This is a genomic window from Massilia niastensis DSM 21313, from assembly GCF_000382345.1.
GTDB lineage: Bacteria > Pseudomonadota > Gammaproteobacteria > Burkholderiales > Burkholderiaceae_D > Telluria > Telluria niastensis.
In genome coordinates this window covers 105919-117998 of record NZ_KB908084.1, presented here as the reverse complement: position 1 = coordinate 117998, position 12080 = coordinate 105919, and the positions used below count along the sequence as shown (strand labels likewise).

Here is a 12080-nt window from a genome sequence, read left to right as displayed (position 1 = left end):
GCCTTGATATGACCGGCAGCACGGCGTCAACATCCGCGCGCCCTCATCGAAGCGTGGCGACTGATGAAAACCGGCGCCGCGTTTTTTTGGACGTAGAACGGATTGAGACAATGCGCTTTGTCTAAAAATTGTCATACTTAGTCGAATAAACGCAGGTTATGTAATTACATCGTTGTGTTAATACGACAACTCCGGTGGTGGACGAAGAGTCAATTGATTAGTATTCACTTTTCCCCCGGAGAAAATCTGTGCTCAAACTCAAACTGATTCCCCAGTCGGTGCTGCTCGCCCTGTACGGCGGCGCCGCGCTCGCCGCATTCCTTCCCGCCGTCGCGCATGCCCAGGACACCGCGCCGGCCATCACCGGTGACATCCAGAGCGTCAACGTGGTCGGTTCGCGCCGCGTCAACGCCTCCTCCATCGACACCCCGGTGCCGGTCGATTTCATCCCGATGACGAAAGCGGCTGAACAAGGCGGATCGTTCGACCTGGCGCAGACGCTGACGAATATCTCGCCCTCGTTCAACTCGACCCGCCAGACCGGCGCGGACGGCGCCGACCTGGTCGACTCGGCCGCGCTGCGCGGCCTGGGCTCGGACCAGACCCTGGTGCTGGTGAACGGCAAGCGCCGCCACACGGTGGCCCTGGTAAACCTGTTCGGCGCGCGCAACCGCGGCAATACCGGCACCGACATGAACGCCATCCCGCTGCTCGCGATCCGCAACGTGCAGGTGCTGCGCGACGGCGCCGCCGCGCAATACGGCTCGGACGCGATCGCCGGCGTGATCAACATCGAACTGAAGAAGAACCTGGGCTGCGAATCGGTGCTCGGCTATGGCCAGTACACCGAAGGCGACGGCGAGAACTGGCTGGCGTCGGCCTACTGCGGCGTGGCCGTCGGCGGCGGCGTGCTGGGCATCACCGGCGAATACCTCGACCGTGGCCGCTCGAACCGCTCCGAGCCGGGCAACCCGCGCATCATCGGCGACACCAAGGCCGAGAACCAGACCCTCTACCTGAACGGCGAATTCCCGACCGGTCCGGGCAAGCTGTACTTCACCGCGGGCGCCCAGAAGCGCGACGCCTCGTCGGCCGCGTTCGCACGCGAAGGCCTTGGTTCGGAAGACATCCCGTCGCGTAACTCGGCCGCCATGTACCCGAACGGCTTCGTCCCCTTCATCGACGGCGACGTCGACGACCGCTGGGGCACCGTGGGCTACCGCTGGGCGGTGGGCGAATGGAATGCCGACCTGTCGCAGACCTACGGCTACAACCGCCTGATGTACAACATCAACAACACCCTGAACGCGTCGATCGCGAACCTGGACCTGCTCAATGGCGGCCAGGGCGTGAGCGCCCGCTCCTTCGACGCGGGCGGCTTCTCGTTCCGCCAGGCGACCACCAACCTGGACATCAGCCGCTTCTACGGCGACGTCCTGAAGGGCATGAACGTGGCCTTCGGCCTCGAGCACCGCCGCGAGAACTACCAGATCTTCGCCGGCGAAGCCGGTTCCTACATCGACGCCGACGGCGTGGGCTTCGGTGGCAACGCGGGCAGCCAGGGCTTCCCGGGCTTCCAGCCGGGCGACCAGACCGACAGCGACCGTCACAGCAACGCGGCCTACGTCGACATCGAGACCGACGTCACCGACAAGTTCAAGCTGCAGACCGCTCTGCGCCACGAGCGTTATTCGGACTTCGGCTCGACCACCACCGGCAAGCTGGCCGGCGCCTACCGCCTGAACCCGACCATGCTGCTGCGCGGCTCGGCCAGCACCGGCTTCCGCGCGCCGTCGCTGCAGCAGGTGTTCTTCTCGTCGACCTTCACCGACTTCGTCAGCGGCCAGCCGCTGGACGTGGTGCTGGCGCCAAACGGCGGCCGCGTGGCGAACGCCGCCGGCATCCCGCAGCTCAAGGATGAAGAGTCGAAGAGCTATACGCTGGGCCTGACCTGGAGCCCGACCCAGTCGACCTCGGTGACGGCCGACCTGTACCGCATCGACATCGACGACCGCATCGTGCTGTCGGGCCGCTTCGACGCCGACAACTACCCGGCGCTGGGCGCGACCCTGCAGGCGCTGGGCGTGGGCCAGGCGCAGTTCTTCGTGAACTCGGTGGACACCAAGACCCAGGGCCTGGACCTGACGGTATCGAACCGCACCAGCCTGGGCACGGGCCGCCTGAACACCTTCTTCGCCATGAACTTCGGCAAGACCGAAGTCAAGCGCGTGAAAGCACCGGCGGCGCTGGCCGGCTTCGAGGACGTGCTGCTGTCGGAGCGCGAGCGCCTGTTCATCGAGGAAGGAGCGCCGCGCCGCAAGGCCACCCTGGGCCTCGATTACATCGATGGCCGTCTCGAAACCTCGGTGCGCCTGATCCACTTCGGCCCGCAGACCCTGGGCACCTTCTCGGGTCCGCCGGTGCCGAACCAGCACTACGAAGCGAAGACCTCGGCCGACCTGTCGTTCACCTGGTCCTTCACCGAGAAGACCAAGCTGACCGTGGGCGGCACCAACATCTTCAACGCCAAGCCGACCACCCAGGATCCGAACGAGACCGACAACGGCTTCAAGTACGAGAGCGTGCAGTTCGGCCTGAACGGCACCGCGGCGTTTGCGCGCCTGTCGCACAAGTTCTGATGCGCGCAGCGCCCTCGCAGGCGCTGTTCACGTGAAAAGGTCCCGCTCGCGGGACCTTTTTTCGTTCATGTCCGCAGTGTGCGGATGTGGGCCAGGACCTCGTTCTCGCGTCCCTCGCCCACCAGCTGGGCCGCCGTCCTGCCGCCGAAGGCCGGCAGCGCCTGGTTCATCCAGCTGTTTGCCGCATCGTCGCTCCCCACGAGGCCGCGGACCTCGTGCATCACCGCGTAATACGCCTGCGCCTTGCGCGATTGTTGCTGGAAGCGGGCGCGCAGCGCCGCCATGGCGTCATCTGTCAGTTGTTCGTCTTTGCTCATGAGGATCGGGTGGCGTGAAAGGCATCGTCGGCCCATGATACCGGATCAAGCCACCCGCGGTCAGATCGACGCGTTCCTGCGCCTGCGCGACAGCATCAGGCCCGCCAGCGACGCGCCGAACAAGGCCAGCGATGCCGGCTCGGGCACCGTGAACTCGTCCATCGCCCACTGCGTTCCGCTGCTGTTATGGATGACCAGGGTATCGATGCCCGCCCAGCCGAGCCGGATCCACAGCGGCGTCGTGGTGTCCAGCACGTAGGACGCATCGGTGGCATACAGCAGTTCGCCATTCCGGAAGCCTTCGAAGGAGATTTCCTGGTCCAGCCACGCCGACGTGAAGAACGCGCCGACGAAATGGAAGCCGCCGGCCTTCGAGATCGCGACCGTGCCGCCGTCGCGGTTGAACGCGGTATTCGCATACGAGACCGTGCCCGCGGCATAGCCGCTGCCCGGAAACGCATCGGCCCTGATCGCGCCGAGATTGTCCCAGTCCAGGCCCTGGTAGCCGTTGGCGATCGCTTCGGTTTCGTCGCCGGACAGGTCGTCGAAGCCGATCACCCCGGCAAGCGAACTTGCGGAAGCCAGGGCCAGCGACAGGGAAAGTATCGTTTTCTTCATGTTCTATTCCTCGAAAATCACTCGTTGGATCAATGGATGCCTAGCGGGCCAGGGCCGACACGTCGGCATCGCCCAGCGCCGTGCCATAGATGCGCAGCTCGTCCATCGAGCCCTTGTACGGCGTATCCCACCAGTTCACGCCCAGCGAGAACACGCCGCTGGCGTTGGTGAAGATGTTCGGGAAGTTCGTTCCGCTGAATTTCCTCACGCCGTCCACGTAGACGTTCACCGCGCCGTTCCTGACGGTGAAGGCCAGGTGCGACCAGCGGCCGACCGGGATATTCATGCCCAGCCCGGCGTCGTACCAGGCCGTGCCCGACCAGAGCATGGAGGCGCCGCCCACGAAGTCATGCCCCATCGGCAGCAGGCTGAGCCAGGATTCGCCGGTGCGTGCGCCGAAGAAGGTGGTGCTGAACGCCGTGAGCTGCGCAGGCTTGAGCCAGAGCGAGACCGTGTAGTTGTTGCTGGAGATGAGGCCATTGGGCAGGCGTATGCCGGTCGCGCCATTGAAGACGGCGGCGCTGCCCTTGACGCCGGCTTCATAGCCAAGGCTGCCGCCGGCCGCATCGAGTCGGTTGCCGACGACGGTCCCGGGAGCGAACACGCCGTTCGCATCCGCGAGGTTGCCGTCGAAGGCGTAATGGGCCAGCAGGCCGCCCGCCTTGCGCACGGTGACGGTGAAGGTTTTCAATGCCGTCGCAGTTCCTTTCGTGATGCGCGCCGTGAGCGTGAGGGTGACGTCGCTGTTCGATGGGGCGCTCACCACGCCGGTATTGCTCACCACGGCGGGATTCGACGAGGTCCACGCAATGCCGGCGCCGCGCGACCCCACGGTCGGCAGGCTCAGGTTGGCCGTGACGGCGCTGGTATTGCCCAGGCCAAGCTCGGCGTAGACCGCATTGACCACCTGCGCATCGGTCTTCGGCAGCAGGCGGCTGCCATAGACGGCCACACCCTCGCGCGACAGGGCGGAGAAGGTCATCACATAGCTCTTCGAGGTCTCGTCCCACTGGCTGAGGAAGACGCCCTTGTACGGCGAAGAGCCGGACAGGCTGATCTCGACCTGGTTGCTGCCGACCAGCGCCCAGCTGCCGCTCGCCGCGCCCGTGACCGTGCCGTTGCCGTTCAGGGTGACGAGCTGCGACTTCTTGACGGCGGCGGAGATGTCCTTGCCGTGATTGACGAACATGTAGTCGCCGACCACGAATTCGCGCCGCACCGCCGCCAGGTTCTCGTTCGCATAGCGGTAAGGCGCGACCACCGGCCAGCCGTCGGCGTTCATGAACATCTGGTGGACGCGGACTTCATGCTGCTCGCCGCGCTCGGGGAAGCGCGCATGGAAGAGCAGGAAGTGCTTTTTCGTCGCCGCGTCGTAGTAGGCCGAGTTGTGGCCGGGCGAGACATAGCCGGTGCCGATGCCGGTGCCGGCGTCGCCCAGCTTGCGCTCGAACAGGAAGTTCCCCATCAGCTTGACGCCGTAGGGCGCGATCGAGGCGTCATCGAACAGGGGTTTGGCGGGATTCGACTTCACGTTCGCCATGTCGTTGCCCTGGGCGTCGACATACGGGCCATCGGGATTGAGCGAGCGCGCCACCCGCATGTTGTAGCCGCCGCTCGCATCCAGGCCGCCGAACGAGGTGAACATGTAGTAGTAGCCGCTGGCCGGGCTGTACATCACATACGCCCCTTCGATGCGGCTGTGGTTACCGCCGATCAGGCGCTTGCCGTAGCCCTGGCCCGGCAGGGGCATGCCATTGGCCGGGTTCATCTGCATGATGAAGATCCCGCCCGAATACGAGCCGTAGATCATCCACAGCTTGCCGCCATTATCGAAGAACACATGCGGGTCGACGGCGTTCGGGTGCTTGAGCGCGTCGTAGACCGTGCCGTCATGGCTCGCCTGCCCCCACATGCCGGACTTCAGGATGATGCCCTTGTCGACGTAGGGACCTTCGATGTTGCTGGCCACGGCGATGCCCAGGGCCGAGCGCGGCGAATCGCCCTTGCAGGCGTTGTAGTACATGTAGAACCTGCCGTCGGCCAGCTGACGGACGTCCGCCGCCCACAGCGTGTTCGACTGCGCCCAGCTGAAGGTCTCGGCCAGTTCGGTGAACACGTTCGCCGCGCCGTTCAGGAACAGCGGATTGGTGGCGCTGACGCTGTCGGTCATCTGCTGCCACTTCATCAGGTCCTTCGACTTCGCCGCGGCCAGGTGGGAACCGAACACATAGAACGTGTCGCCGACCTTGATCACCGAAGGATCGTGGACGGATGCGTTTTGAAAGCTGATGGGAGTAAAACCCGCCTGGGCGGCGGCATGCTGGGAAAACATGGACGAGGCCAGGATGGCGCAGGTCCCCACCAGGGACAGTGTCTTCTTCAATTGTCGTCTCCGTGATTTTATCGTTATCGGTATGTGTGATGAATACGCAGGATGGTGGAAATTCAATTGTTCTTCCAATCACATTTATCAGCCTACCGATATCAAAAATTACATCTTTCGCCATGGCGTTCCAGGCAGGCCTGCTGTTTTGCAGCAAATTACTTCGCATGCTAAACTTTAGGACTCAAACCAAAACGCGCCCGCCATGGACTCCTTCGACCACACCCTGATGCAACTCACCTCCGCCCTCACCCAGGCGTCGCGCGCCTACAAGGCGATGGCGGACAAGGTCGCTTCCCAGTACAGCCTGTCGCAGGCGACCGCGCTGCCAGTGCTGATCCTGGGCCGCCTGGGCGAGAACGGCGCGCGTCCCGGCGTGCTGGCCGATGCGCTCGGCCTCGAAGCCTCGTCCCTGGTGCGGGTGGTCGACCTCCTGATCGAGAACGGCCTGATCGAACGGCGCGAGGATCCGCAGGACCGCCGCGCCAAGCTGCTGCAGCTCACCGCTGACGGCAAGACCCGCGCGGCGCAGATGGAAGACGCGCTGATGCCGTTCCGCCGCCAGGTCTTCTCCGGCTTCGACCGGGCCGACATCGAGGCCTGCCTGCGCGTGCTCACCGGGATCCAGTCCATGATCAAGCCCTGCGAAGGCGCCGCCGGAGACAAGACGGCGTGAGCCTGCCGAGCAAAGCCGAGGCCCTGTTCTCGGTCAAGAGTTTCGCCGCCGCGATGCTGGCGCTGTACATCGCGATGAGCATCGGGCTGCCGCGCCCGTTCTGGGCGCTGATGACCGCCTACATCGTGGCGGCGCCCTTCGCCGGCCCGACCCGCTCGAAGGCCGTCTACCGCTTCGGCGGCACCTTGCTGGGCGCCTTCGCCACCGTGCTGATCGTGCCGGCCTTCTACAACTCGCCGGAGCTGCTGTCGCTGGCGCTGTCGCTATGGGTCGGCGGCTGCCTGTTCGTGTCGCTGCTCGACCGCACGCCGCGTTCCTATGTCCTGATGCTGGCCGGGTACACGGCCGGCCTGATCGCCTTCCCGGCGGTGAACGAACCGGGCACGATCTTCGACATCGCGCTGGCCCGCGTCGAGGAGATCCTGCTCGGGATCACCTGCGCGACGGTGGTGCACTCGCTGGTGTTCCCGCAAGGCTTCGGCCCCGTCATGCTGGCGCGTCTCGACCACGCCCTGCGCGACGCCCGGCATTGGATCGCCGACGCGCTGGCTCCCGGCGGCGACACGAAGAGCGCGCAGGACCGGCGCAAGCTGGCCGGCGACATCACCGAGCTGCGCATGATGGCCGTGCACCTGCCCTTCGATACCTCGCACCTGCGCTGGACCTCGAACGCGATCCACGCGCTGCAGGAGCGCCTGGCCGCCATGGTGCCGCTGCTGTCCTCGATCGAAGACCGGCTGCTGGCGCTGCGCCAGCTCGGAGCGTCCGACCAGTCCTCGCGCTGGCGCACGCTGCTGGCCGATATCACGGCATGGAGCGGCGCCGGACACGACGGCAAGCCGACCGACACGGCGACGCTGCACGGCGCCATCGATGCGCTGGCTCCAGAGCCGCAGCGCCATGCCGGCTGGCCCGACCTGCTCCAGCTGAACCTCGCCGCGCGCCTGCACGGGCTGGTCGACGCCTGCGCCGAGGCGCGAAGCTTGCGCCGCCATATCGGCATCGGCGTGGCGGGCGCCTTGCCGCTACAGGCGCGGCACCTGGCCGGCGTTCCGGCGCACGCCCTGCACCTGGACCACGGCATGGCCGTCCTGTCGGCGCTGGCCGCGGTCATCGCCACCCTCGCCGGCTGCGCCTTCTGGATTCTCACCGGCTGGCCCGCCGGCTCGGCGATGCCGATGATGGCGGCCGTGATGTCCTGCTTCTTCGCCACCCAGGACGACCCGGTGCCCTTCATCAAGGGCTTCCTCGTATGGACGATCTATTCGGTGCCGGTGTCCGCCATCTACCTCCTGGCCGTGCTGCCGGCGATCCACAGCTTCGAGATGCTGGTGCTGGCCTGCGCCCCGGTCTTCCTGCTGCTCGGCGTGCTGATCGCGCGGCCGGCCACCTTCGGCAAGGCGATGCCCTTCGTGATGGGCATCGGCGGCACGCTGGCGCTGCAGGACACGAATACCGCCGATACCGCCTCCTTCATCAATGCCACCCTGGCCCAGCTGGCCGGCCTGGCGCTGGCGGCGCTGGTGATGGGCATGTTCCGCAGCGTCGGCGCCGGCTGGACCGCGCGCCGCGTGCTGCGCGCCGGCTGGGGCGAACTGGCGCGCATCGGCGACGGCCGGCAGCTGACTTCGGCGCCGGAGTTCTCGGCGCGCATGGTCGACCGCATCGCCCTGCTGACGCCGCGCCTGAGGATGGCCGGCGCCCAGCAGGACCTGCAGGCGGCCGATGCGCTGGTCGACCTGCGCATCGGCCTGAACATGGCGCACCTGCAGTCGTCAAGCCACGAACTGGGACGCAGCCAGGCCGCGCTGCGGGAGCTGATGGCGCACCTGTCCCGGCATTTCGAGGCGCGCCCGGCCCTGGACCCGCGCGAAGACGCGCAGCTGCTGGCATCGCTCGACAATGCCCTGCGCTCGGTCAGCGCGGCGCAGGAATCGGAGGCCCGCCGCGCGGCGCTGGTCGCGCTGGCCGGCATCCGGCGCGACCTGTTCCCGCAAGCCCCGCCCTATCAACCCGCGCCCATGCCCGACAAGGAGAACCGATGATCGGCGAAGTCAGCCTCTATGGCATCTATGTTCCACCGCTGCTGCTGCTGGCCCTGCCCGCGCTCGCGGCCTCGCGCCTGTGCAAGCACGTGCTGGCGCGCACCGGCTTCTACCGGTTCGTCTGGCATCCTGCGCTGTTCGATTTTTCGCTGTTCATCATCGTGCTGGGCAGTCTCGCTTTCCTTGGTTCCAACTGGTTTTGACATGGACATGAAATTCTCTCTTCCGGCCGTGAGCCGGGTCGCCGTCACCCTGCTGGCCGCCGCCGGCGCCGCCTATGCCGGCTGGCAGCTGTGGCGCCATTACGAAGTCGAACCCTGGACGCGCGATGGCCGCGTCAAGGCCTATGTGGTGCAGGTCGCGCCCGACGTCACCGGCCAGGTGACCAGGGTGCACGTGCACGACAACCAGCAGGTGAATGCGGGCGACCTGCTGTTCGAGGTCGACCGCGCCCGCTTCGAACTGGCGCTGCGCCAGGCCGAAGCCGCCGAGCAGTCCGCGCAGGCCGCGCTGAACCAGGCGCAGCGCGAAGCGCGCCGCAACGTGCAGCTCGACGAACTGGTGGCCCAGGAAACCCGCGAACAGGGCCAGTCGCGCGTCGAGCTGGCGCGCGCGGCGCTGGCCCAGGCGGTGGTCAACCGCGATACCGCGAAGCTGGACCTCGAGCGCACCCAGGTCAGGTCGGTCGTCGACGGCTTCGTCACCAACCTCGACCTGCGCGCCGGCGCCTACGTCAGCGCCAGCCATCCGGTGATGGCGCTGGTGGACCGCGCTTCCTTCTACGTCGAGGGCTATTTCGAGGAGACCAAGCTGCCGGCGATCCACCTCGGCGATCCGGTCACCGTCTCTCTGATGGGCGCGACGCAGAAGCTGCACGGCCACATCGAGAGCTTCGCGGAAGGCATCTCGGACCGCGACCGCACGACCGGCAGCAACCTCCTGCCGAACATCAACCCGACCTTCAACTGGGTCCGGCTGGCGCAGCGCATCCCGGTGCGCGTCGCGCTCGACCCGATCCCCGCCGGCGTGCGCCTGGTCGCCGGCCAGACCGCGACCGTGCAGGTGCTGCCGGCCACTGGCAAACGGGTCGCACCGGTCCAGGCGCACGCGATGGCCGCTCCCAGCGCGCTGAAGAACGGATGGCCGCGCTCATGATGGATGTCCGCTCGTTCTCCCTGGCGGCGCTGGCGGCGCTGGCGCTCGGCGCCTGCAGCACGACCGTCGGCCCCGACTACCGCGTGCCCGACGCGGCGGTCGCCAAGCGCGGCGAGGCCGCGGCGCCATTCGTGGGCGCCACGGGAAAGCCCTACAGCGCCGCGCCCCTGCCGGCCCAATGGTGGCGGCTCTACCACGACAGCACGCTCGACGCCCTGGTCGACCGGGCCTTCGCCGCCAACGCCGACCTGAGGGTGGCCGGCGCCAACCTGGCGCGCGCCCGCGCGCTGCTGTCGGAAGCGGAACAGCTGCGCCGGCCGGAGGTCGACCTGAGCGCATCCCCGGCGCTCGGGCACGCGTCCGGCGCCGCCAACGGCGCATCGCACGCGCTGCCCGACCGGGCCAGCTACGACGCCGGACTGCACGTGTCCTACCAGCTCGACCTGTTTGGCCAGATCAGGCGTGCGGTCGAGGCGGCGAATGCCGATTCGGAAAGCGCCCAGGCCGCGGTCGACCTGGCGCGGGTGACGGTGGCTGCCGACACGGCGCGCGCCTATGCCGAAGCCTGTGCGGCCGGCCAGCAGATCGCGATCGCGCGGCAGTCGGTCGGCCTGCAGGGCAGGTTCGTCGCGTCGACCGCACAGCGCGTCAAGCTGGGCCGCGGCACCGCGCTGGACAACAGCCGCGCGCTCGGCCAGCTGGAACAGTTGCGCGCCGCCCTGCCGCCGCTCGAGGCCCAGCGGCGCACCGCGCTGTACCGGCTGGCCGTGCTGACGGGCGAGGCGCCGGCGCGTTTCCCGCAAGCGGTCGCCCGGTGCGCCACGGTGCCGCAGCTGGGGTCCACGATTCCCGTCGGCGACGGCGCCGCGCTGCTGCGCCGCCGGCCGGATATCCGCCAGGCCGAACGCACGCTCGCGGGCGCCACCGCGCGCATCGGCGTGGCGACGGCGGAGCTGTACCCGCAGGTCAGCCTGGGCCTGTCGGCGGGCAGCGCCGGCGCCCTGTCCAGCTTCGGAAAGGGCGACAGCTTGCGCTACAGCCTCGGTCCCCTGATTTCCTGGACCCTGCCCTCGACCGGCGCCGCCCGCGCGCACATCGCGCAGGCCGAGGCCAGCGCGGCGGCGGCACTGGCGCGCTTCGACGGCGTGGTGCTGAACGCATTGCGCGAGACCGAGACCGCCTTGACCGCGTATGCCCGTGAGCTCGACCGCCATGCCGCGCTGAAGGCGGCGCGCGACCAGAGCGCGCTGGCCTCGCAGCAGGCGGCGAAGCTGTACCGCTTCGGCCGCACGGACTTCCTGACCACGCTCGACGCCGAGCGCACGCTGGCGTCGGCGCAGGCGGCGGTGGCCGCCTCGGAGGCCAAGCTGGCGACGGACCAGGTGACGCTGTTCCTGGCGCTGGGCGGGGGATGGGAGAGTCCAGCGCGCTGACGCCCCCGTGTGTCAGAATAGCGCGCCAGACCAGAGCGCGAGGAAGTTTCATGCAGAAGTTAATTTCAGAACTCAACAGGCTGTACCTGCCGCCGGCGGCGCTGCCGTCCGAAGCGCTGGCGCGGCATGTGCAAGGCCAGGAGACCTTCGCCATCGGTCTTGTGACGGCCGACGACCTCACCCGTGGGGTGATGATCCCGTTCCATCAGTTGGACAAGGGCGACGAGGCGGCGCATTGGACGCAATTGTGTGTGGTGGCGAATGCGCTGCAGAATGAACTCGACCTTCCGGCGCCGGCGGTGAGCATTTCAGGCGCCAGCGGCTACGGGCTGTGGCTGTCGCTGGAGACGCCGACGCCGGTGGCGCAGGTGCAGGCCTTCGTCGAGCGGCTGCATGCCGCCTACTTTCCCGAGCAGAAGCTCGGTCCGGACATCGTCCGGGCCCAGGTCGAGCTGCCGCCTTGCCTGAACCGGAGCAGCGGCAAATGGGCCGCGTTCATCCACCCCGGCATGGGGGCGTCGTTTGCCGAGGAGTCGGGGCTGGAGATGGCGCCGCCGCTGGCCGGGCAAGTCGCCTTCCTGGAGGGATTGCAGAGCATGAGCGGGGAGCAGTTCAGGCATGCGCTGGAGCTGCTGCAGCCGGCGCGGGATGCGGCGCCGGCGCCGGCCAGCGCGCCATCGAAGCCCGCCGGCGTTCCCGACGGGCTGCTGCTGAAGGATGCGACGCTGGAGGACATCGTCAGGCACCTGCACTCGAAGAATATCGAGCCGACCTTCCGGCATCTGATTCCCCGGTAGGGTGGGCAGCTGCGCTG

Annotated in this window: 10 protein-coding genes; 7 read left to right on the top strand and 3 right to left on the bottom strand. The window is 67.6% G+C overall.

The features are described 5' to 3' along the window. Nucleotides 1-248 precede the first annotated feature (248 nt). Nucleotides 249-2639 (top strand): TonB-dependent receptor plug domain-containing protein, encoded by a 2391-nt coding sequence (locus H162_RS0107455; RefSeq protein ID WP_020652833.1) that lies wholly within the window; start codon nucleotides 249-251, stop codon nucleotides 2637-2639. Nucleotides 2640-2704: 65 nt separating this feature from the next. Here the strand turns inward: H162_RS0107455 and H162_RS0107450 are convergent, their stop codons facing one another. Genes H162_RS0107450 through H162_RS35645 form a run of 3 tightly spaced genes read right to left on the bottom strand, consistent with a single transcriptional unit; the run spans nucleotide 2705 to nucleotide 5957 of the window. Then, nucleotides 2705-2956: an antitoxin Xre/MbcA/ParS toxin-binding domain-containing protein gene (locus H162_RS0107450; protein WP_156885505.1), complete on the bottom strand. Its 252-nt coding sequence runs from the start codon at nucleotides 2954-2956 to the stop codon at nucleotides 2705-2707. Between the two features lie 60 nt (nucleotides 2957-3016). After that, nucleotides 3017-3574, bottom strand: coding sequence for a PEP-CTERM sorting domain-containing protein (locus H162_RS30345; RefSeq protein WP_020652831.1), 558 nt, complete (start codon nucleotides 3572-3574; stop codon nucleotides 3017-3019). Between the two features lie 40 nt (nucleotides 3575-3614). Continuing rightward, nucleotides 3615-5957, bottom strand: coding sequence for a family 43 glycosylhydrolase (locus H162_RS35645; protein ID WP_020652830.1), 2343 nt, complete (start codon nucleotides 5955-5957; stop codon nucleotides 3615-3617). Nucleotides 5958-6162: 205 nt separating this feature from the next. Here H162_RS35645 and H162_RS0107435 point away from each other — a divergent pair, with 205 nt between their 5' ends. Genes H162_RS0107435 through H162_RS0107410 form a run of 6 tightly spaced genes read left to right on the top strand, consistent with a single transcriptional unit; the run spans nucleotide 6163 to nucleotide 12063 of the window. Beyond that, nucleotides 6163-6633 (top strand): MarR family winged helix-turn-helix transcriptional regulator, encoded by a 471-nt coding sequence (locus H162_RS0107435; protein WP_020652829.1) that lies wholly within the window; start codon nucleotides 6163-6165, stop codon nucleotides 6631-6633. Then, a complete protein-coding gene (locus H162_RS0107430; RefSeq protein ID WP_020652828.1) occupies nucleotides 6630-8678 on the top strand; it encodes an FUSC family protein in 2049 nt (682 codons plus the stop codon). Before H162_RS0107435 ends, H162_RS0107430 begins: the two co-directional genes overlap by 4 nt. Next, nucleotides 8675-8881 carry a DUF1656 domain-containing protein gene (locus H162_RS0107425; RefSeq protein WP_020652827.1) on the top strand — a complete coding sequence of 69 codons (207 nt, stop codon included), beginning with the start codon at nucleotides 8675-8677 and terminating at the stop codon, nucleotides 8879-8881. The genes H162_RS0107430 and H162_RS0107425 overlap by 4 nt, the downstream gene beginning before the upstream one ends. Nucleotides 8882-8888: 7 nt before the next feature. Continuing rightward, nucleotides 8889-9833 carry an efflux RND transporter periplasmic adaptor subunit gene (locus H162_RS0107420; RefSeq protein ID WP_084676959.1) on the top strand — a complete coding sequence of 315 codons (945 nt, stop codon included), beginning with the start codon at nucleotides 8889-8891 and terminating at the stop codon, nucleotides 9831-9833. Continuing rightward, nucleotides 9833-11266, top strand: a complete 1434-nt coding sequence (locus H162_RS0107415; RefSeq protein ID WP_026354359.1) for an efflux transporter outer membrane subunit — start codon at nucleotides 9833-9835, stop codon at nucleotides 11264-11266. Before H162_RS0107420 ends, H162_RS0107415 begins: the two co-directional genes overlap by 1 nt. A gap of 50 nt (nucleotides 11267-11316) precedes the next feature. Continuing rightward, entirely contained in the window at nucleotides 11317-12063 is a 747-nt protein-coding gene (locus H162_RS0107410; protein WP_020652824.1) for a hypothetical protein, read from the top strand. Nucleotides 12064-12080 lie beyond the last annotated feature (17 nt).